The organism is Acinetobacter sp. 1294243, assembly GCF_000588015.1.
GTDB lineage: Bacteria > Pseudomonadota > Gammaproteobacteria > Pseudomonadales > Moraxellaceae > Acinetobacter > Acinetobacter pittii.
This window is the reverse complement of the sequence record NZ_JFXG01000002.1, coordinates 165,922-188,512: the sequence shown is the minus strand read 5'-3', so window position 1 is coordinate 188,512 and position 22,591 is coordinate 165,922. Positions and strand designations below refer to the sequence as shown.

22 protein-coding genes are annotated in these 22,591 nt (G+C 39.1%); 5 read left to right on the top strand and 17 right to left on the bottom strand.

Translation table 11 applies throughout. The features are described from left to right. Positions 1-37: 37 nt before the first annotated feature. The 7 genes from J655_RS08525 to J655_RS08495 form a co-directional block, all read right to left on the bottom strand. Positions 38-910: a MetQ/NlpA family ABC transporter substrate-binding protein gene (locus tag J655_RS08525; RefSeq protein ID WP_017480821.1), complete on the bottom strand. Its 873-nt coding sequence runs from the start codon at positions 908-910 to the stop codon at positions 38-40. Between the two features lie 487 nt (positions 911-1,397). Then, the gene (purD, locus tag J655_RS08520) at positions 1,398-2,684 is read right to left on the bottom strand and encodes a phosphoribosylamine--glycine ligase (protein WP_002119643.1); all 1,287 of its coding nucleotides are present in this window, start codon (positions 2,682-2,684) and stop codon (positions 1,398-1,400) included. A gap of 123 nt (positions 2,685-2,807) precedes the next feature. Continuing rightward, positions 2,808-4,382, bottom strand: a complete 1,575-nt coding sequence (gene purH, locus J655_RS08515) for a bifunctional phosphoribosylaminoimidazolecarboxamide formyltransferase/IMP cyclohydrolase (RefSeq protein WP_025465553.1) — start codon at positions 4,380-4,382, stop codon at positions 2,808-2,810. Between the two features lie 85 nt (positions 4,383-4,467). After that, positions 4,468-4,737, bottom strand: a complete 270-nt coding sequence (fis, locus tag J655_RS08510; protein ID WP_001086304.1) for a DNA-binding transcriptional regulator Fis — start codon at positions 4,735-4,737, stop codon at positions 4,468-4,470. Between the two features lie 376 nt (positions 4,738-5,113). Then, positions 5,114-5,959, bottom strand: coding sequence for a zinc-ribbon and DUF3426 domain-containing protein (locus tag J655_RS08505; RefSeq protein ID WP_005073576.1), 846 nt, complete (start codon positions 5,957-5,959; stop codon positions 5,114-5,116). A 12-nt stretch (positions 5,960-5,971) separates the two neighbouring features. Continuing rightward, positions 5,972-6,877, bottom strand: coding sequence for a 50S ribosomal protein L11 methyltransferase (gene prmA, locus J655_RS08500; RefSeq protein WP_017480823.1), 906 nt, complete (start codon positions 6,875-6,877; stop codon positions 5,972-5,974). A 154-nt stretch (positions 6,878-7,031) separates the two neighbouring features. Beyond that, on the bottom strand, positions 7,032-7,262 hold the full coding sequence (locus tag J655_RS08495) for a hypothetical protein (RefSeq protein ID WP_002119672.1): 231 nt from the start codon (positions 7,260-7,262) through the stop codon (positions 7,032-7,034). 232 nt (positions 7,263-7,494) lie between these two features. On the opposite strand from J655_RS08495, the gene mnmG reads away from it, so the two are divergent. Next, positions 7,495-9,375, top strand: coding sequence for a tRNA uridine-5-carboxymethylaminomethyl(34) synthesis enzyme MnmG (gene mnmG, locus J655_RS08490; RefSeq protein WP_017385460.1), 1,881 nt, complete (start codon positions 7,495-7,497; stop codon positions 9,373-9,375). 377 nt (positions 9,376-9,752) lie between these two features. On the opposite strand, the gene J655_RS25390 is transcribed toward mnmG, so the two are convergent. After that, entirely contained in the window at positions 9,753-10,760 is a 1,008-nt protein-coding gene (locus tag J655_RS25390) for a helix-turn-helix transcriptional regulator (RefSeq protein WP_017480825.1), read from the bottom strand. Positions 10,761-10,985: 225 nt separating this feature from the next. On the opposite strand from J655_RS25390, the gene J655_RS08480 reads away from it, so the two are divergent. Genes J655_RS08480 through J655_RS08465 form a run of 4 tightly spaced genes read left to right on the top strand, consistent with a single transcriptional unit; the run spans position 10,986 to position 14,688 of the window. After that, complete coding sequence (locus J655_RS08480) at positions 10,986-12,536, top strand: circularly permuted type 2 ATP-grasp protein (RefSeq protein WP_032005405.1); 1,551 nt, start codon at positions 10,986-10,988, stop codon at positions 12,534-12,536. Between the two features lie 22 nt (positions 12,537-12,558). Further along, entirely contained in the window at positions 12,559-13,155 is a 597-nt protein-coding gene (locus J655_RS08475) for an alpha-E domain-containing protein (protein ID WP_017480827.1), read from the top strand. Positions 13,156-13,157: 2 nt separating this feature from the next. Then, entirely contained in the window at positions 13,158-13,937 is a 780-nt protein-coding gene (locus J655_RS08470) for a transglutaminase family protein (RefSeq protein ID WP_017480828.1), read from the top strand. A gap of 16 nt (positions 13,938-13,953) precedes the next feature. Then, positions 13,954-14,688 (top strand): proteasome-type protease, encoded by a 735-nt coding sequence (locus tag J655_RS08465; protein ID WP_002119721.1) that lies wholly within the window; start codon positions 13,954-13,956, stop codon positions 14,686-14,688. Positions 14,689-14,747: 59 nt separating this feature from the next. On the opposite strand, the gene alr is transcribed toward J655_RS08465, so the two are convergent. From alr to cyoB, 9 genes are all read right to left on the bottom strand, one after another. Continuing rightward, positions 14,748-15,818: an alanine racemase gene (gene alr / locus J655_RS08460; RefSeq protein WP_080973586.1), complete on the bottom strand. Its 1,071-nt coding sequence runs from the start codon at positions 15,816-15,818 to the stop codon at positions 14,748-14,750. A 32-nt stretch (positions 15,819-15,850) separates the two neighbouring features. After that, positions 15,851-17,296: a replicative DNA helicase gene (dnaB, locus tag J655_RS08455; protein WP_002119718.1), complete on the bottom strand. Its 1,446-nt coding sequence runs from the start codon at positions 17,294-17,296 to the stop codon at positions 15,851-15,853. 197 nt (positions 17,297-17,493) lie between these two features. Beyond that, entirely contained in the window at positions 17,494-17,940 is a 447-nt protein-coding gene (gene rplI / locus J655_RS08450; RefSeq protein ID WP_000382591.1) for a 50S ribosomal protein L9, read from the bottom strand. Positions 17,941-17,948: 8 nt separating this feature from the next. Next, positions 17,949-18,176: a 30S ribosomal protein S18 gene (gene rpsR, locus J655_RS08445; protein ID WP_000090661.1), complete on the bottom strand. Its 228-nt coding sequence runs from the start codon at positions 18,174-18,176 to the stop codon at positions 17,949-17,951. An 11-nt stretch (positions 18,177-18,187) separates the two neighbouring features. Further along, positions 18,188-18,571, bottom strand: coding sequence for a 30S ribosomal protein S6 (rpsF, locus tag J655_RS08440; protein ID WP_002119610.1), 384 nt, complete (start codon positions 18,569-18,571; stop codon positions 18,188-18,190). A 182-nt stretch (positions 18,572-18,753) separates the two neighbouring features. Beyond that, on the bottom strand, positions 18,754-19,632 hold the full coding sequence (gene cyoE, locus J655_RS08435; protein WP_005073589.1) for a heme o synthase: 879 nt from the start codon (positions 19,630-19,632) through the stop codon (positions 18,754-18,756). 10 nt (positions 19,633-19,642) lie between these two features. Next, positions 19,643-19,972 (bottom strand): cytochrome o ubiquinol oxidase subunit IV, encoded by a 330-nt coding sequence (locus J655_RS08430; RefSeq protein WP_000094534.1) that lies wholly within the window; start codon positions 19,970-19,972, stop codon positions 19,643-19,645. Beyond that, entirely contained in the window at positions 19,972-20,592 is a 621-nt protein-coding gene (gene cyoC / locus J655_RS08425; RefSeq protein WP_002119759.1) for a cytochrome o ubiquinol oxidase subunit III, read from the bottom strand. The genes J655_RS08430 and cyoC overlap by 1 nt, the downstream gene beginning before the upstream one ends. A 4-nt stretch (positions 20,593-20,596) precedes the next feature. After that, positions 20,597-22,588 carry a cytochrome o ubiquinol oxidase subunit I gene (gene cyoB / locus J655_RS08420; RefSeq protein WP_005068497.1) on the bottom strand — a complete coding sequence of 664 codons (1,992 nt, stop codon included), beginning with the start codon at positions 22,586-22,588 and terminating at the stop codon, positions 20,597-20,599. Between the last annotated feature and the right edge of the window lie 3 nt (positions 22,589-22,591).

The window sequence follows — 22,591 nt, the reverse complement described above, 5'->3', positions numbered from 1 at the left end:
GAGTCTTTGCCTGTTTCGCGTTGCAGCTATTATATTACTATTTAGCTTCCGTGAGGTAGCTGATTGGCTGATTCACGTCAACTTTTGTACCACCAAAGTGTTGTTCAACGTATTTTTTAACAGCTTCAGTGTGGTATAGCTGACCAACTTTCTGAAGAATTGGGTCATCTTTGCGAGATTCAGCTGTTGCAAGGATGTTTACATTCAGTTTAGTGCTTTGGTCAACAGGTTCATAGTAGATAGAATCTTTAAGTACGTTTAAACCACCTTCTAAAGCTAACGTATTACCCAAAACAATTGCATCAACTTCATCTTTTACGCGTACAGCTGTCGCCATTTGGATTGGTTTGATATCAATTTTTTTACTGTTATCGATAATATCGCTTGGTGTGCCTTTAGCAGGGTCGAAGTCAGCTTTAAGTTTAATTAAGCCAGCACTTTGTAATAACAATAATGCACGAGCTTCATTCGCAGCATCATTAGGAATTGCAATGCTTGCACCTTGTTGGAATTCTTCTACTTTTTTATGTTTACTTGAGTAGATCCCCATTGGCTCAAGATAAGTTGTAGCAACTGGAGCAATTTTATCTTTATTTGATGCATTGAAAGCCACCAAATATGCATAAGATTGGAATGCATTTAAGTCAACTTCTTTATTTGCTACAGCTGTATTCATTGCAACATAATCAGTGAAATTTTTCACCTCAAGCTTAACACCAGCAGCTTTAGTTTCTGGTAAAGTCGAAATATAACGCCAGATATCAGCGTCAGAACCAGTTGAGGCAATAACCACAGTTTGAGGTTGTGATGAATCACCACTCTTTCCAGCTTGTGGTTCACTTTGTTGTTTCCCGCAAGCTGCAAGTAATAGCACAGACACGCTTAAAAAAAGACTGATCAGCTTTTTCATGTAAAAAAAGTCCTGATTAAGAGAGATATCAACTATTTAGTTGGCTCTCTAGAAAAGAAAATGAGTTTTGTTGTCACGTCACAAAGTTTTGAATGCTAAAAGTTATAGCTTTTAGCTCTTTTCTAATTCCTCAGATACTTGTTTTACCGTTTTTGATCTGTACTAAATAAAACTATTTTCACAACAGTTCTATCATGAGTTGACAGTCTTTAAGCGATTTCTAAAAGTATTCAATGTTAAAAATAACTATTATCCCTAACAGAATTAGATGATGAGCCTCAATATTTAAAGGCACAATAACTTTGTGGAAAGTTCCAACGCTTTATCTAATCATATCAATAAAAACATATTCAATATAGTGGACATGTTTCGATCTTATTGATTGGAAGTGAATAAAAACTGAGGTTTATATAAAATTTTCTGATAAATAAGAATGAAATATAAAAAGCCCTCTTTAATAGAGGGCTTTTTATCAGTTGAGAGTTTTTTACTCAGCTTTTTCTCGTGCAATTGCGCGATAGCCAATGTCACTACGATATTGCATACCAGTAAAGGTAACTTGTCCGCATACTTCAAGTGCATTAATTTGTGCTTCAAGCACGCTGTCGCCTAACGCAGTTACACAAAGAACTCGACCACCAGAAGTCACGATGTGACCATCTTCACGAGTTGCAGTGCCTGCGTGGAAAATTTTAGTATCTTCAGGTGATTGTCCAATACCTGAAATTACATCACCTTTGCGTACGCTATCAGGATAGCCTTCGGCTGCAAGTACGATACCGATTGACTTACGCTCATCCCATTCAGCTTCTTTTGGCAAATTGCCAGCAATACCAGCTTCTACCAATTCAACAAGAGATGACTTTAAGCGCATCATGATTGGCTGAGTTTCAGGATCACCGAAACGACAGTTGAACTCGATCACACGCGGTTGACCTTGTTCATCAATCATTAAGCCAGCATATAAGAAACCAGTGTAGACATGTCCGTCAGCAGCCATACCTTCAACAGTCGGACGCATGATTTCAGTCATAACACGTTCGAAAATGTCAGAAGTTACCACCGGAGCAGGAGAGTAAGCACCCATACCGCCAGTATTAGGACCTTGGTCACCTTCAAAAATACGCTTGTGATCTTGTGAAGTTGCCATTGGTAAAATGTTTTTACCATCAATCATACAAATGAAAGAAGCTTCTTCACCTGCAAGGAACTGTTCAATTACAACACGTGAACCAGCATCACCGAATTTGTTGCCTGCAAGCATGTCATCAATTGCTGCAAAAGCTTCTTCGTTGGTCATTGCAACGATTACACCTTTACCAGCAGCAAGACCGTCTGCCTTAATTACAATTGGTGCACCATTTTTTTCAACATAAGCTTTAGCTGCATCAACTTCCGTAAATACTTCGTAAAAAGCAGTTGGAATGTTATGACGCTTTAAAAAATGTTTAGCAAATGCCTTTGAGCCTTCAAGCTGCGCAGCATATTGAGTTGGTCCCCAAATTTTTAGACCTGCTTCGCGAGCAGCATCTACCACACCATTCACTAAAGGTGCTTCTGGACCAACAATAATAAGTTCAACATTATTTTCTTTAGCAAAAGCGATAATTGCAGGATTGTCTAAAATATCAAGCTGAACATTAACGCATTTGTCTTCAGTTGCAGTTCCCGCATTTCCCGGTGCAACGAAAACTTGAGTAACTTTGGTATCTTGCGCGATTTTCCATGCCAAAGCATGTTCACGACCACCACTACCTAAAACTAAAATATTCATTTTTAATTTGTTCCTTAACTTTAATCCTTTTCATCCCCCTCTATTCCTCAAGGTGGAGTTTAGCTCCATTATTGTGGAAAACCCTCCTGAATGAAAGGAGGGTTAGGGAGGACTAAATTTAAATTAGTGGCGGAAATGGCGCATACCAGTGAACACCATTGCAATACCAGCTTCATCTGCTGCAGCGATTACTTCTTCATCACGCATAGAACCACCTGGTTGAATGATGCATTTAATGCCAGCTTTAGCAGCATTATCAATACCGTCACGGAACGGGAAGAATGCATCAGATGCCATTACAGCACCTTCAACAACCAAACCAGCATGTTCAGCTTTAATGGCAGCAATACGAGCTGAGTTAACGCGACTCATTTGACCTGCACCTACACCAATAGTTTGGCGGTTTTTAGCATAAACAATTGCGTTTGATTTTACGTATTTCGCAACTTTCCAAGCAAAGATAAGATCATCAATTTCTTGCTCAGTTGGCGCACGCTTAGTAACTACTTTAAGATCATCTTTAGTGATCATGCCCAAGTCTTGATCTTGAACAAGTAAGCCACCATTTACGCGTTTATAGTCAAGTTGCGGTGCACGTGCATCAATTGCAGGTAACTCACCACATACTAAAACACGTACATTTTTCTTAGCGCCAGTAACTTCAAGCACGCCATCAGCAATACTTGGAGCAATAATAACTTCAACGAATTGACGCTCTACAATTGCTTGAGCAGTTGCAACGTCTAATTCACGGTTGAATGCAATAATACCGCCAAAAGCAGATTCTGGATCAGTTGCATAAGCTAAATCATAAGCAGCTTTAATGCCGTCTAAAGAAACCGCAACACCACAAGGGTTAGCATGTTTTACGATGACACAAGCAGGTTTTGCGAATGATTTAACACATTCAAGTGCAGCATCTGTATCTGCAATGTTGTTATAAGACAATTCTTTGCCTTGTAACTGTTTTGCAGTAGAAACTGATGCTTCTTTTGCATTAGCTTCGACATAGAAAGCAGCCGATTGATGTGGGTTTTCACCGTAACGTAAATCTTGTGCTTTGTTCAATTGAGTATTGAATGTACGAGGGAATAAGTCAGCTTCACCTTCGGTCTTACCAACGCGAGCGCCTAAGTAAGAAGCGATCATGCCGTCGTATTGAGCTGTATGTTCAAATGCTTTAACTGCTAAATCAAAACGCGTTTCATAAGAAAGCGAACCAGCAGTTTTTAATTCATTAATTACAGTGTCGTAATCAGAAGCATTAACTACAATACCTACTGAAGCATGGTTTTTAGCAGCTGCACGAACCATTGTAGGACCACCGATGTCGATATTTTCGATTGCATCAGGAAGAGTACAGTCAGGTTTTGCAACAGTTGCAGCAAATGGATAAAGGTTTACAACAACAAGATCAATCGGATCGATGTTGTGTTCTTCCATAACTGCTTCATCTAAACCACGACGAGCAAGAATACCGCCATGAATTTTTGGATGTAAGGTCTTAACACGACCATCCATCATTTCAGGGAAGCCAGTATGTTCAGATACTTCTACAACCGCGATATTATTATCTTTAAGCAACTTATATGTGCCGCCTGTAGATAATAGTTCTACCCCTAGAGCTGCAAGGTTTTGAGCAAATTCGACAATTCCTGTCTTATCAGATACAGAAATCAAAGCACGTTTAATAGTCATGATGTTTAATTCAACAATTTCAAGTCTACGGATTAAAACCAATAAGCATAAAAAAATGCCCACGACGTCGTGAGCATTTTATCATTTATTCACTCATTAAACCGTGAGCTTTTAACTTTTTACGTAAAGTGCCACGGTTGAGTCCAAGAATTTCTGCAGCACGCGTTTGATTACCACGTGTATATTCAAGAACTACAGATAAAAGAGGTTTCTCCATTTCTGCTAGCACCATGTCATATACCTGAGATGGTTGCTCACCTTGCAATTGTGCAAAATAATGGCGAACTGCGCGATCCACGTGGATGCGAAGAGCAACATCAGATTGTGCAGTAAAAATAGGAGATTTGCTATTCATGCGAGTTAATCCGAAAATCAAATACTAGCTTGGGTAAAGTAGTATATAAATGTGGTCTAAAAATACGGAGTCCTGTTTTAGATCCTAAAACAGTGACTCTAAAACATAAGAACAATTAGCTTGCCATATTTCTTCGTATTGAATAAAAAATAAGCGTAACAATAATTAAATATTTGTTACAGCCCCCTCAAAAACAAAAAAAGTTAGGCTATGCGCTTAAAGTAGAAAAGCACACATGCTTAACAGTATTTTTTTTGGATTGAGAGCGAGGAGTATATGAGTCAAAGCTTTCGTGGCGCGTATCATACCATTGTCTAGGAAAAAGTGAGCAAATTAACTGCATTTTTTTTTATTTTTTTTTCACTTTTTTTACATTTTAGGGGTGGACAATTTCTAATCGATAATTTACTAGCCTTTTTTTGCTTTTGTTTAGCTCAAATTGGAATCGGAAAGGAGTGTTTGATGGAATACGTTGAATACCCCTTAAGTTTTCAACTAGATATTGTTGAGGAGTTAATATGATTTCCTCTGTTTTGTCTGGCTCTGTTGCAAAAATCAACTTTAGGTTAGGAAGCTCAATACTTTTATCATTCTGGTTGAGCAATATGCCTGAGAACTGGGTATGGTTCGCATCGATCTTGCGGACTTTTAACTTTTCTATATAGATAAGTTGATAAAGTTCTGCTGATTTGTTGCAGTGTAGTATTTGGCAAACGTAATTAAAAGCATGGCTAACGGTTGGGCTTGCATGCATGAGCTTAGGGTTAAACCAGAGGATTTGAAAAGTAAAGACTAAAATTAAAATAAGGTTGGCAGAGCTCCAGAGCGTATAGTACAACCAACTATGCTTTTTATTATTGTCTTGTTCTTGTGGGGATGCCTGCTCAGCTAAATTAAGGTTTGGTAGAGCATTAATAGGTTCGTTGTGAAAGTAATTTAAGTTGTTGAGATAAGTTAAAAGATCAATATTAGAGTTTTCTACTTTTTGGTCAAAGATATCTAGTACGTGAGAATGCGTCATATATCTTGTCTGCATTGAACCATTGGCTAACGTCGTTGAGTTGACCATAACTGGCTGTTCAATATTGATTAGATGGGTTAAGGCATTAAAGCTTGAATTACATTTAGGGCAACAAACCATACCCTGAGCAACAGTCAATTGAGTAAGAGATACTTTATAAACTGTTAAACACTTAGGGCAGCGGGTTTGTTTTTCATTCATGAGTTAAAAATCTCAATTTATTGTTTTACGTTTTCCTGAAATGCGACACCAGTTTTCTTCGCGCTTTTCGACATCTAATATATCAAAAAAATCAGAATAAACACGTGAAACATCAGCAACTTGCTCTTCAATAACACCAGCAAGTGCGAACTCGCCCTCAGATTTGATTAAATTTGCAAATTCAGGCGCAAGCATCATTAAAGGTCCTGCTAAAATGTTTGCAACTAAAACATCGGCTTGTTTAGGTTTGAATTCTTGATCAAACTCTTCAGGAAGACCTACATATAGTCGATCTAATACACCATTAAGCTCTGCATTTTGTTTCGTTGCTAAAACAGCTTGCGGGTCAATATCTGTGGCATATACTTTTTTAGCGCCTAGTAACAAAGCTGCTACGCCTAAAATGCCTGAACCACAGCCATAATCAATCACGATTTTATCTTTAACGTCAGTTTTACCCAGCCATTGTAAGCATAGGAAAGTACTTGCGTGATTACCTGTACCAAATGCAAGACCTGGGTCTAACTTAATGTTAGTTGCGTCTGCTTCTGGTGGCTCTAGCCATTCAGGCACGATCCAGAACTTTTCTCCAATCTGAATTGGCTCATAGTAATCCATCCATGCGCGTTCCCACACTTGATCTTCAAGTTCTTCATGACGCATAGGAACATCTGGAAGTTGAGCTTTTAAGAAAGCTTCTAAAGTGTCGACATCAATTGGGTCTTGTTCGTCTTGTTGATAGATGCCTGTCACAATAACTTTGTTCCATAAAGGTGTTTCACCCGGTAATGGTTCAAGTAAAGCCTGATCTTCAGCATCATCCAGCGTTACGCTTACCGCACCTAGAGACATTAAAAGTGTTTCTGTGAACTCAACTTGTTCTTGATCAACGGTAATGTGTATTTGTAACCACTTCACGAAAAGGACCTAAAAATTTTATTTAAAGGCGTATTGTAGCGGACTAGACCATTTTAAAAAAGAAAGCGGCCCATCTTTAATGGACCGTCTTTGAAAATACTGATGAGATATAGCGGGAAATAAATGACTTCTTCTATACCTATGTCAAAACAGATTAAGGAGCAGGGGCCTTAAATTGTAACTTGCCATTTTCGTTTGGTTGGCAAGTACCGTTAAAGGTTACACCGTTGTGATTGTATGAAACCCATTCACCTTGCTGTTTTTTTGCACAGACTCGAATTTGTTTTTGCATTTCAGCTTTGCTCGTGTCAGCAGCATGGGTAAAAGTTACGCCTGAAAAACAAATTAGAGATGCAGTTAAGATTTTTAACATGGTCGTTTTCATTTTGTATTCCTTCTCGTTGCGTTAATTTTAAAGTCATAGAAGTGCTGTACATTTTTTATTCTAAGATGAATTAATTTTAAAAACATTCACTTTGTATTGAATTCATGAAACAAAATGTCAAATCATGTGGCATAGCGTAAATTATGTGAAGACAATTTTGTAATTATGTACATCAATAAGCAGATAATTTTGCTATAATGTTCCGTCTTTTTTTTCTGGTGTTTTTGTACTCATGCACTATCCTAAAGTTTATGATGTTATCGTTATCGGTGGCGGTCACGCAGGTACGGAAGCGGCCCTTGCTGCTGCGCGTATGGGACGACAGACTTTGCTTTTGACCCATAACATTGAGACTTTGGGCCAAATGAGTTGTAACCCAGCAATTGGTGGTATTGGTAAGTCTCACCTAGTCCGTGAAATTGATGCACTTGGCGGTGCAATGGCTCTTGCTGCCGATAAAGGTGGTATTCAGTTCCGTATTTTAAATTCGCGTAAAGGTGCAGCTGTGCGTGCGACACGTGCCCAAGCTGACCGTGTTCGTTACAAAGCTGCCATTCGTGATACTTTGGAAAATCAAGCAAATCTTGATATTTTCCAGCAAGCAGCTGATGACCTGATTGTTGAAGGCGATACTGTTAAAGGTGTTGTTACCCAAATGGGTATTCGCTTTGATGCTAAAACTGTTGTGTTGACTACAGGTACATTCTTGGGTGGTGTCATCCACGTTGGTTTAGAAAAATCAAGCGGTGGTCGTGCGGGAGATCCTCCTTCTATTGCACTTGCTCAACGTTTACGTGAATTAAAATTACCAGTGGGACGTTTAAAAACCGGTACTCCACCACGTATTGATGCACGTTCAGTTGATTTTTCAGTCATGATTCCGCAGCCGGGTGATTTCCCATCTCCAGTGATGTCATTCATGGGTGATGCTTCTATGCACCCTGAACAAGTAAACTGTTATATCACGCATACGAATGAAAAAACCCACGATATTATTCGTGGTGGTTTAGACCGTTCACCAATGTACACTGGTGTTATTGAAGGTGTAGGTCCGCGTTACTGTCCATCAATCGAAGATAAGATTCACCGTTTCGCTGATAAAGACTCACATCAAGTATTCTTGGAACCAGAAGGTCTAGATACACACGAGCTTTATCCAAACGGTATTTCGACCTCTTTACCGTTTGATGTTCAGTTCGAGCTTGTACGTTCAATTCGTGGTATGGAAAATGCTCATATCTTACGTCCGGGCTATGCAATTGAATATGATTATTTCAATCCGCAAGCTTTGAAATTTACACTTGAAACTAAAGCGATTAATGGCTTGTACTTTGCTGGTCAAATTAATGGTACAACAGGTTATGAAGAAGCTGGTGCCCAAGGTTTACTTGCAGGTTTAAATGCTGCGCGTCGTGCGTGGGAGCAAGAAGAATGGACGCCTAAACGTGACCAAGCTTATATGGGTGTGTTGGTTGATGACCTCATCACGTTAGGTACTAAAGAACCGTACCGTATGTTTACCTCACGTGCTGAATATCGTTTGATGTTGCGTGAAGATAATGCGGATCAGCGCTTAACTTCTATTGGTCGTGAACTTGGTTTGGTTGATGATGTTCGTTGGGCTGCTTATTGCGAGAAAATGGAAGCGGTTGAGCGTGAAACCTCTCGTTTACAACATTTATGGGCAGCACCAAATAACCCTATGGGTAAAAAATTCGTTGAAATGACGGGTGCTGATTTGAGTAAGGAATGTAGTGCGATTGATTTGCTCAAGCGCCCTAATATCACCTTCGGTCAAATTGCTGAACTTACTGGTTCTGAAGTTTCAGAACAAGTGGGGGAGCAAATTGAAATTGCTGTGAAATATGAAGGTTACATTAACCGTCAGCATGAAGATGTTGCTCAATTAAAGCGTCTTGAAGAAACTAAAATTCCTGCCGACTTTGACTATGATGTCGTGTCTGGATTGTCACGTGAAATCACGCAGAAGTTAAAAACAGTTCTTCCAGAAACTTTAGCTCAAGCAAGCCGTATTCCTGGTGTTACACCAGCAGCAGTTCAGCTTGTAATGATCACAATTCGTAAGAATAATATGATTAAGAAAACAGCTTAATCATTTAAATGTACAAAAAGCCCAGTTAAGACTGGGCTTTTTTATTTTCTGTTCAAAAAATATATGGAAACTTCCTAAGGAAGAAAAGAGATTTCGCTTCCTTTTTTTCTTATTTCACATATTTTAAGTCGCCAGTTATATTGAATTCACGTTCAAACAAGAGGGCTTTAATCATGACAATGAAATCAATTCGCTACAATGGATATGAAATGGCATGCCAATGCTCATGTTTAAAATAGCGCAAAAGAAAGAGCAGATCAGTTTTGATGGGGGGAGAACACATTGATCTGAAAACAGTAAAAAAATAAGAACAATATAAAATTAAGAAAATTATAATTCAAAATCTAAAGAGAACCTTATGGTTCTCTTTTTTATATCTACTTACTATCAGTTTCAATTTCACGTACAGCGTTGTGTACTTGAACTGGCTCAATATGCAGTAATTTCTTGCCAAAACTACGTAGCCACCATACTAGTTGAGATGTAAAAGGTACGGTTGCTGAAACTTCTACAATATTTTCTTCAAGCGGAGTAATTGTTTGGTCTTTACTTAACTGACTTTCATAAAAGGTTTTCGCAGTTTGCTCTGTCATAGTTAGGGTGAGCTGAATTGATTCAGTTGGCTGGTTGTAGTCCACTCTAAAGCCTAAAGCCCCTGAATCAATATAATGATCAATATCAAAATTAACTGGATGCAGTGCTCGGCTGTCTAATACTTTTGCTGATTTAAAACGGTGCAGAGCAAATGTTTGCACTTCAGTTTTGTCATGTCTTGTGCAAATTAAATAAATGACTGCACCTTTTTGTACCAAAGCCAAAGGATTTAAAACATAAGTTCTATCTTCACCCTGATTGACCCGTGCCCGATAAACACATTCTATTTGCTTGTCTTGGAGCAAGCCTTCATAAATTGCTTGTTGAGCATTTCGATCGACAACAGGTGGAATAAGAGGTTGACTTGCCGGAACAATACGTACACGGTTAATCCACTGTCTCACATTATTTTGTGTAGAGAGGCTACGTTTGGCCAAATCGAACCATGGTCCCATCTCATCAAGCAGGCTCGGGGGAAGGAGGTGCTTAAGGTGCTCCTCAACCATCATAAAAGTTACCGCTTGAGAACTTGTCATGTGAGGTAAGCTTTGAATAGGTGCATCTGATTGCCACCGCCAGCCCTGAGGTACGGCTTTATTGCTCTCTATCGGAAAACGCTGAGCAATTTGATTTAAGTCACGCTGAATAGTCCTTAAACTAATATCAATACCTTCGCGCTCAAGCATTTCTTGCAATTCTCGAGTCCCGATCCATTTGCCGGTCGGTAGGCGAGACAAGATCTGCCATTGGCGATACAAACTATTCGAAGTTTCTTTTTCTATTACAGACATAAGCGTAATACATCTATATCCAATTGCTTTGGTGTCAACACAATAAAAAATCTTTACAGATTTAGCAAGTTTGTCAGATTCAGTTTATAGCCCATTGGGTAAACGATGATAAGATTTAGAAGAAAGTTATAACAATGATGCCGTACAAGTATTACAGATATATAAGTGGCACTGAAATTGCTTATTTAAAAATGAAATATAGATAAATGATAAGACGAGGTGGTTATGTCAGAACAAGAGCATGAATTACATCTAGATAATGATTTTTTTATACAAGAGCAGACAACAACAGCACTCATTAACCCAACCTCTTTTTTAGAACATATTTCTGTGCAAACTAATCTCTTTGAGCAACTTAAATCACAGTTCTTTAATGAGATGCTTGATGATGTAACATCAAATGGTGCAGCTTCTAAAAAAATTGAACAATGGTTGAGCATCCGTACTTTAGATGAGTTAAAGGAGTTAAATACCCAAGCAAAACAGCATTTTCTTTATCATGGGATTACTTTTAATGTTTATGGCGATAAAGAAGGAACGGAGCGCACTATTCCTTTTGATTTAATTCCAAGAGTAATCGAGAAAAAACAATGGGAAAAAATTGCCTCAGGCTGTGCACAGCGTGTTAAAGCATTAAATTATTTCCTAGATGATATTTATCATGGACAACATATTTTAAAAGAACAAATCATTCCCGAAGAACAAATTATGGGAAATGATGCTTTTCAACCCCATATGCTTAAACATTCTTTAAAAGGAAAAATTTATTCACAAATTAGCGGGATCGATATTATCCGTGATGGTGAAGGGGAGTTTTTTGTATTAGAAGACAATTTGAGAACACCTTCTGGGGTGTCTTATATGATTGAGAGCCGAAATATTAGCCAGAAATTAATGCCTGAGCTATGTACAGCTAATAATTTACAGGGGATTGAGCATTATCCAAAACTTTTAAAAGAAATATTGCAAGAAAATTCTTCTGCAGATCAACCTTTTATTGTGGTGCTAACACCAGGGCGTTTTAATAGTGCTTATTATGAGCACGCTTTTCTAGCACGTGAAATGGATGTGCCATTGGTTACAAATCGGGATTTATTTGTAGAAAATGATCAAGTATTTGTCAAAACTATTCGTGGGCGTCAAAAAGTAGACGTAATTTACCGCCGTTTAGATGATGACTTTCTAGATCCTTTAGCATTTCGACCAGACAGTGCTTTAGGCGTAGCAGGTCTTATGTCTGCTTATTTACAAAAAAATGTCGTGATTGCAAATGCACCTGGAACGGGTGTGGCTGATGATAAATCTATCTATCCTTATGTAGATCAAATGATTCAATATTATTTAGATGAAACACCAATTCTAAAAAATGTACCCACTTATCAGTGCCGTAAAGAAGAACACTTAGACTATGTACTCTCTAATCTTGATCAATTAGTCGTTAAGGAAGCACAAGGTTCGGGCGGATATGGCATGTTGATTGGACCTAAAGCAAGCTCATGCGAAATTGATGACTTTAGAAAAAAATTGATTGCGATGCCTCATATGTATATTGCACAACCTACCTTAGCTTTATCTGTCGCTCCAACTTTAACAACAGGCGGAGTAGCGGAACGTCATATTGATTTGCGTCCATTTGTGTTGAGCTCACCTTATCGTACAGAGATTGTACCTGGTGGTTTAACACGCGTAGCTATGCAAGCTGGCTCTTTGGTCGTAAATTCATCTCAAGGTGGCGGTATAAAAGATACATGGGTTGTTGAAACATTACATTCCTGATTGTGGGTTAAAGAGGAACTTTATGGTTTTACTCAATTCGAGTGCGCATCAAATATATTGGTTGGGTCGATATTTGATGCGAGTTAAATTTGCAGCCTCTCATTTACCCTTTACAGAAGATGAGAAAGCAACAAGATTTGCAGCAGCATTTGGTTTGGTCATAGAAAATGCTGAATTACTAAATCACTATATGTTAGACAAGAAGCAAACATTTTCATTACTGAACCAGCTCATTATTGCTAAAGATAATATTCAGGAACTAAGAGGTATTTTGTCATCACATGCTTATGCAGAATTAAATAATGTGATTAATACGCTTCAAGCTCAACCTGATGCATTGAGTAAAGCAGTCGAACAATGCACACGAATACTAGAAGCGGAACATGAAGATGTTCGTTTATTTTTGTATTTAGGCCAAAAAATAGAGCAATTTGATATAGAACTGCGTTTTGGTGAAGATTTATCTGTTCTCATATCAGAGCTAGATACTGTGGTGCAACAGCTCGCTAATTTGAATTGGGAAAATATAAATGAAAATTGGCAAGCACTAAAGCAGCAACTTACGTGGGACGCTTATTATACTTTTACACAGCAGTTGGAAAATATGTTTGAGGGCTGATTATGAAATTGATGGTTAATCATCAAACGCATTATAGCTATACTGAAACTGCTCGGAACAGCATTCAGTATATTAAAATGATGCCTCAAACATCGCCTCACCAACATGTTATGAATTGGGCAATTAGCGTGCCGGGTGATAAAACAATAAAGAGAGATATATTTAACAATGTATGGATGACGGCTAGTCAGCGTTATCCATATCAACATCTTACATTTATGGCCCAAGGAATTGTTGAGCTTCGAAATGTAGAACTAGGTTGTGTAGATCTCTCTACACCTACAAATTTGTTTTTGCAGATGACAGGTGCAACTCGATGTGATTCGGAAATGTTGGACTTTGCTAAAAATATTGTAGTGGTTAGGGATCGACAGCATATTGCGTTATTAAGCGAATATATCTTGCAAAAAATACTTTATCAGCCTGAAAGTACTTCGGTTCAGACAACTGCGATCGAAGCATTTCATGCTGGTCAAGGTGTATGCCAAGATCATGCTCACATTTTAATTGCGATGTGTCGTGCGCTACAATTACCTGCACGTTATGTCTCTGGTTATCTATTTGATCAAAACTATCCGCACCTTGCCAGTCACGCTTGGGCGGAGGTATTTTTAGAAAATCAGTGGTATTGTTTTGATGTAAGCAATCAGTTGTTTACACCCAAACATCATATCTACCTTGCAGTAGGACGTGACTATCTTGATGTGGCACCTATTCGTGGCATAAGAGAGCAAGGTGGAGTTGAGAATATGATGTCTGTGGTTCAAGTGTTGGCATGTTGAATGTAAAGAGAATGAAATGACCTATTGTTGTGCGTTAAGATTGGAACAAGGTTTAGTGTTTATTAGTGACACAAGAACCAATGCAGGAGTTGACCATATTTCTGTGTTCCGAAAACTGCATACTTTCGGCGTTACCGGAGAACGTTTTATTGCCTTGCAAACTGCAGGTAACTTAGCAACAACGCAAGCTGTTATAGGTCATTTACAAAATGCCCTGACTTTGCAGCAAGAGCCTAATTTATATAGTGTTAATACGATGTTTGAGGCGGCTGAACTAATTGGTAAAACCTTAAAAACTGTTTTAGAGGATATTAGTTCGGACACCCAAGAACAAATGAATTATGCCTGTAGTATTTTGGTGGGTGGGCAGATTAAGGGTGGTGACATGCAACTTTATAATGTTTATCCACAAGGCAATTTCATTTGCGCAACTACAGATACACCTTATTTCCAAATAGGTGAAAGTAAATATGGAAAGCCTATTCTGGATCGAGCTTTATATTATGCAATGCCACTAGACGACGCATTACGTTGTAGCCTGATTTCTTTTGATTCGACTTTGCGCTCAAATGTTTCGGTTGGCTTACCACTTGATGCATTGGTATACATTAAAGATAGCTTTGTTATCCCTATGGGAAAACGAATAACTGAAGATGATCCTTATTTCTCACAGATTAGTAAACAATGGTCAGATACTCTTCGTCGGGGATTACAGGAAATGCCAAAGCCTACAGATGATTACTGGCGATAAATTTTGAATGTTTACATAAAAAAATCCAAGCATGCTTGGATTTTTTTATATTTTATTATTTAAGTGCTTTTACGAGTGGGGCGATTGCTTAATCGACAGAGTAACTCATATCCTATCGTTCCGTTTGCATCCGCAACATCATCAACTAGGCGATGCGGACCCCAGAGTTCAACTGGAGTGCCTAATTTTACTTGCTTGCCTGTCACGTCAATTGCAATCATATCCATGCTCACGCGCCCTACAACCGCACAGAGTTGTTTATCGATAGCGACATGGTTTTGTTTAATATAAGCTCGTGGATAACCATCACCGTAACCTATAGAAACAATTGCAATATCCATTGCTTGCGTGGCGCAGAAAGTTGATCCATAACCGACATGTTCATTAGTTTGAATATGATTGAGTGCAATCACTTCTGCTGAAAAAGTCATCACTGGTTTTAAGTCAAGATCATGGACTGTTTTATCTGCAAAAGGCGAGGCGCCGTAAAGCATGATACCCGGACGAACATAATCAAAATGTAACTCTGGCCATTTATAAATAGCAGCAGAGTTACAGCAAGAAGCTAACACTGGATCACAAGCTTGTTTAACCTGTAGAAATTGTTGTTTTTGTTGCTCGTTAAGTGGATGGTCTACATCTGCATTTGCGAAATGCATCGCAAGTACACAAGTAAATCCTTCAGATTTTAAAGTCTTAATAACTTCAATAATTTCTGGATTTTTAAAACCTAACCGGTTCATCCCACTATTAAGTTTCACCCAGACTTTTAAGCCTTGGCTGATGTATGCTTGTTTGTGTTTAATCAACCATTCAAATTGTTGTGGATGGTGAATGACACATTCAAATTTTTGTTTAATCGCAATTGGCATTTCATCTTCAGAAAATACCCCTTCAATTAAAGTAACAGGTTGTTGAAATCCGAGTTCACGGATTTCCAGACCTTCTTGTAGGCAGGCGACACCAAAGGCATCTGATGCATTTAAGGCTGCTAAACAGTCTTTGATTCCATGTCCATAAGCATTGGCTTTTACCATACTTACAATTTTTGAATTTGTTGCGAGTTGTTTGACACGGTTTAAGTTATATTGAAGTGCATTGCGGTCAATATAAACTGTTGCTTGGCGCACCCTCATTTACTCCTTTGGGCTAGAGATAGAGCTTATTCTTCATCATCATATTGGCTGTAATACTCAGGAGAAAGATTACTAAATCGAGTATATTGACCTTCAAAAGCAAGACGAACTGAACCAATTGGACCGTTACGCTGCTTACCAATAATAATTTCTGCAGTGCCGGCTTCTTTTGACTCTTTGTTATAAACCTCATCACGGTAAATAAACATAATTAAGTCGGCATCCTGCTCGATCGCTCCAGATTCACGTAAGTCGGACATTACAGGGCGTTTATTTGGACGGTTTTCCAGACTTCGGTTAAGCTGGGAAAGTGCGATAACAGGACATTGCATTTCTTTCGCTAACGCTTTTAAGCTACGTGAAATTTCCGAGATCTCGCCTACACGGTTATCACCCATGCCTGGGACTTTCATGAGCTGCAAGTAATCGACCATGATACAACCGATTTTACCATCATGCATTTTGGCAACACGACGAGCACGGGCACGGAGTTCAGTTGGAGGTAGGGCAGATGAGTCATCAATATACAGATGCATTTGCTGAAGCTGCAAAATTGTACCAGTCACTTTGGTCCATTCATCTGCATCGAGGTTACCAGAGCGTAAATGTCCTTGATGGACTTTACCCATTGCGGAAATAAGACGCATCGCAATCGAGTCTGCTGGCATCTCCATTGAAAAGACCAGAGCAGGTAACTTGTTATATTGCAAAACACTCTCAACCAGATTCATGGCAAAAGTAGTTTTACCCATCGATGGACGTGCAGCAACAATAATTAAGTCACCAGGTTGCATACCAGATGTTTTATTATCAAGTTCTAAGAAGCCAGTCGTTAAACCTGTAATATTGCCATCTAATTTTGAAAGCTCATCAAGCTTACTAATTACGTCTGCGGTAACAGAACTAATAGATTTTGGACCAGCATCTTTTTTATTGTTATTGTGCTGTTCTGCTAATGAGAAAATACTTGTTTCAGCTAAGTCTAAAATTTCACTAACACCGCGGCCTTTGGTGTCATAAGCATTTTGTAAAATTTCAGTACTAACTTTAATCATGCTACGAAGCGTAGAAAATTCTTTAATTTTAGTAGCATAAGTTTCTAAGTTATAGAAACTTGAAGGTGAGTCAGCCATGAGCTGCATTAAATATTCTTCGCCACCGATAGCATCAAGTAAATTTTGTTTTAAGAGCCAGTCACTTACTAAGACAGCATCATAGGGTGAGTTTTCTTGTGCTAATTTCTCGATTGCACGAAAAATATATTTATGGCGAGTCGCGTAAAAATCATTTTCTTTGAGTACATCGTTAACTTGTTCGAAAGATTCGGCAACTGTCATCAGGGCAGCTAGAACAGCCTGTTCAATAGCTAAATTGTGTGGGGGAGTGCGAAACTCTTTAAGTTGGCCTGATTCACTCGTTTTATTTTCTGTTGGAGATGAAAGCGCTAAAGAAGTGGCATTCGCCTGAGACATAATTAGACCTGATGATAAAGAAAGGTGTACACAAAGAGGCTATAAAGCCGAGAACTATCTTAAAACAAAATTAAATAAACTACCTAATTAAAAAACCAATTAAACTGAAGAACTGATCAGGAATTAATATATCTTATTTTAAAATTTGAAACATAAAAAAAGAGCATGCAAAAGCATGCTCTTTTTTTGATGAGAAATTACTCAGATACGATAGTAACGAGAACTTCTGCAACAACATCATGGTGCAATTGGATTGCGATGTTGAATTCACCAGTGTGACGAAGCGCACCATTTGGTAAACGAACTTCTGCACGGTCAACTGTAAGACCAGCATTCGTTAATGCGTCAGCGATGTCACGAGTACCGATAGAACCGAAGAGTTTACCTTCGTCACCAGCTTTAGCAGTGATAACGATGTTAACTTCATTCAATTGTTCAGCACGTGCTTGAGCAGCAGCTAAAACTTCAGCTTCTTGCTTCTCAAGTTCAGCACGACGAGCTTCAAAAGCAGCAGTGTTAGCTTCAGTAGCTGCAACTGCTTTACCTTGAGGGATAAGGAAGTTACGGCCGTAACCAGCTTTAACTGATACTTTATCGCCTAATTTACCAAGGTTCTTAATGCGTTGTAATAAGATAACGTCCACAGATCACCTCACTTATGGTTGTCAGTGTACGGAATCAAAGACAAATAGCGAGCTTGTTTGATAGCAAGTGCTAATTGACGTTGATAACGAGCTTTAGTACCAGTGATACGGCTAGGAACAATCTTGCCGTTTTCAGTGATGTACTGTTTTAAAGTGTCGATATCTTTGTAGTCGATGTACGCAACATTCTCAGCTGTAAAGCGGCAGAACTTGCGACGACGGTAAAAACGTGCCATTGATGTTCTCCTTATTCAGCTTCTTGAGCAACTTGCTGTGCTTCTTCGCGTTGAGCTTTACGCGCACGCTTTTCTTCAGCACTCTTAGCAAGCAATGACTCTTCAGTGATTGCGTGTTCACGACGGATGATAAGGTTACGAATGATCGCGTCGTTATAACGGAATAATTCTTCTAACTCATCAAGCGTAGTTTGACCACATTCAACATTCATAAGAATGTAGTGCGCTTTGTGAATTTTGTTAATTGGGTAAGCCAATTGACGACGGCCCCAATCTTCTAAACGGTGAATTTGACCTTCAGCTTCTTTGATCTGAGAGATATAGCGTTCAACCATACCTACAACTTGATCGCTTTGGTCTGGGTGTACCAAAAGTACGATTTCGTAATGACGCATTGTCAGCTCCTTACGGTTTAAACAGCCCCTAATAAAAAAAATTAGAAGCAAGGAGTCATAACTTAATAAGTTATGTCGCAAAAATTGCGAAGGCTGAATTATAGGTAAAAGTTCGACTAAAAACAAATCTTTTGATCAGAAAAGTAAAACTTCTTTACTATAAAGAGGAAATCCTCTCTTGTTTAAAAGAGAGGAAGATTTGGAGCAGGGGATTGATAGGTAAAGCTAAAGCTCAAACTTAACAGGGTAATTAATATGACCGAGTACAGGAAAAAACGTTTAGCCCACAATTGATCATTTACGGCTTTAAATCCAATAACTGATAAATATAACCAATATGCAGTCAAAGCATTAAAGGTAATTAAAAAGAATACATTGGTATAGCCAAAACAATATAACCCATTTAAAACAGCTGCAAATAATAGGATATAGATTACACATTCAATTTTCGTACGATAAATAGAACGTGCTACAGGCAAAATTGGAATTCCCGCATTTTTGTAATCATCAAAACGATAAATTGCAATTGCCCAAGAGTGAGGCATTTGCCATAAAGCGTATGCTAAAAACAAAAGCAAGGCTGCCACATCAAATTGATGAGTTACTGCTGTATAACCAATAACAGGAGGGCTCGCTCCGGAGATACTACCAATGACGGTTTGATGGATTGAAGTACGTTTGGTCCACAAGCTATAAAAACCGACATAGACAATAAAACCAATCATTGCAAACAAAAATGCATAACCATTTACACCGAACCACAAAATGCTAAAACCAATTACTCCAAGCACTAATGCATATATCAGCGCAACAGTAGGAGAGATTGTTTTTTTAACAAGTGCACGGTTTTGAGTGCGCTGCATCTTTGTATCAATATCTTGATCTATAACATTATTAACCACACAACCAGAAGCCACAACTAAAGTTGTTCCAAGTAGGGTGAGAAGTAATAATAAGATGTCTATAGAGCCTTGGGCGGCTAAGAAAAAGCCGCCCAAGGTGGTAATGAAATTACCGAAGAGAATTCCTGGTTTAGTCAGGAATAGATATTTTCTCAACATGACAATCAGTTTAGATCATCATATTGTAGTGAAGGTAATTCATAATCCACACAGAACCGATTAAAAGTACGGCGATACATAGGATTGTGTAGATGAATGCAATCATATTCCAACGTTGTTCAGATGATGTATTCATGTGTAGGAAGTACACAAGTTGTACAAGAACCTGAGCAACCGCAGTGATTGCAATCACTGTAACTAAAAGACCACGACTGAAACCACCCGCCATCACCATCCCGAAAGGGATGATGGTGAGGATAACAGAAAGGATAAATCCAACAGTGTATTGCTTAAAGTTACCGTGTGACGCACCAGCAGCATTATGCTCATGACTACTCATTAGAGAACTCCCAGTAAGTAAACGACGCTGAATACACAGATCCAAACGATGTCAAGGAAGTGCCAGAACAAGCTTAAGCAAGCAAGACGACGTGTATTCGGTAAAGTCAAACCTTTAGTTTTAATTTGATACATTAATACAAGCATCCACACTAAACCAGAAGTTACGTGGATACCGTGTGTACCAACCAAAGTAAAGAACGATGATAAGAATGCACTGTGAGTTGGACCGTGGCCTTCATGTACAAGGTGATGGAATTCATAGACTTCCATTCCAATGAACGATGCACCAAAAAGGAATGTAATAAATAACCAAGTGATAACTTGATTTACATTCTTTTTATAAGATGCAAGTACAGCAAAACCAAAGGTTACCGATGAAATCAATAAGGCAAATGTTTCAGTTAACACGAAGCCTAATGAGTCATGGAATAGGTCATATGCGCTTGGAGTGCCTGCTGGAACATGACTGCTTAATACAGCGAACGCAATGAAGAGTGATCCGAAAAGAATCAAGTCACTCATCAAGTATGTCCAGAAACCAAAAACCGTTAAGTCGGTATCATCATGTTCATGATGACCGTCATGGCCGTGGTTGTCGTGATGAAGTACTTCAGCCATTTCCTTAGTCCTTCTTCAAGTGTTTTTCAAGTAAAGCATAGCGTTCGTTTTCAATACGCTCAACTTCAGCAGCAGGAACGTAGTAGTCAACATTCTTAGTGAATGAGCTTACGATCAAGCTAACAACAGCTGCAACGAATGAAACAACAACGAGCCACCAAATATGCCAGATGAGTGCAAAGCCAAGAAGAGTAATGAACATTGCAATGACAAAACCAGCAGCACGATCAGTCGGCATGTGGATGTCTTCATATTTAGTGTTACGTGCGTATGCTACACCATTTTCTTTGTCAGTCCAGAAACGGTCGATACCGCTTGCATCTGGTTCATGCGCAAAGTTATAGAACGGAGCAGGGGAAGAGGTCGCCCATTCAAGCGTACGAGCATCCCATGGATCGCCAGTAAGGTCCATGTTGTCTTTACGTTGTAAGAAACCAACGATGATTTGCATTAAGAAACATGCAATACCAATCGCAACAAGAACAGCACCAAATAATGCAATCGCAAGGTACGGATCCCATTCAGGGTTGTCATATGTATTCAAACGACGAGTCATACCCATGAAACCAAGGATATAAAGTGGCATGAATGCAAAATAGAAACCGAAGAACCAGAACCAGAACGCAGCTTTACCCCATGCTTCGTTGAGCTTCCAACCAAACATTTTTGGCCAGTAGTAAATGATGCCGGCAAACATACCAAACACCACACCACCAATAATTACGTTATGGAAGTGAGCGATCAAGAATAATGAGTTGTGTACCAAGAAGTCCGCAGGTGGAACAGCCATAAGTACACCAGTTAAACCACCGATACCGAATGTTACAAGGAAGCCAAGCGTCCATAACATTGGAGTAGTAAAGGTGATGCGACCTTTATACATAGTGAATAACCAAGAGAAGATTTTCACACCAGTAGGAATCGCAATAACCATGGTCATGATACCGAAGAACGCGTTAACGTTCGCACCAGCACCCATGGTGAAGAAGTGGTGAAGCCATACAACGAACGCAAGAACAGTAATCGCGATAGTTGCATACACCATTGACTTGTAACCGAACAACGCTTTACGAGAGAAGGTTGCAACGATTTCTGAGTATAGACCAAATGCTGGTAATACCAAGATATATACTTCAGGGTGACCCCATGTCCAGATCAAGTTCACATAAAGCATTGGGCTACCGCCAAGCTCATTTGTGAAGAAATGGAAGCCGAAGTAACGGTCAAGAGTAAGCATTGCAAGAGTACCTGTTAATACAGGAAATGATGCAATGATTAATACAGCCGTACAAAGTGAAGTCCATGTGAAAATAGGCATGTCCATTAATTTCATGCCAGGCGCACGCATTTTGATGATGGTAACGAAGAAGTTAACACCAGATAAAAGCGTACCTAGACCAGAAACCTGAAGTGCCCAGATATAGTAATCGACACCTACACCAGGAGAATATTGAATGCCAGATAGAGGAGGGTAAGCCATCCAACCAGTCGCAGCAAATTCACCTAATACAAGTGAAAGCATCATTAAACCAGCAGCACCAGCGAATAACCAGAAGCTTAAAGAGTTCAATAATGGGAAAGCAACGTCGCGAGCACCAATCTGTAAAGGTACAGAGATGTTCATCATACCTACAACGAGACCCATTGCTACGAAGAAGATCATGATTACACCGTGTGCGGTGAAGATCTGGTCATAGTGGTCAGGATGTAGATAACCTTCGCCGCCGCCTTTAGCGAGGAAAAGTTGTAAACGCATCATGATCGCATCGGCGAAACCACGCAGAAGCATGACAACAGATACGATGATATACATGATACCAATCTTTTTATGGTCTACCGTAATAAACCACTCATTCCACAAATATCCCCATTTTTTGAAATAGGTGATACCGCCAAGCACTGCAATTGCACCAATTGCCATAAGGACCATGGTGACAAGTACGATTGGCTCTGTCGGGATAGAGTCCCAACCCAGTTTACCAAAAATCATATCCATGTC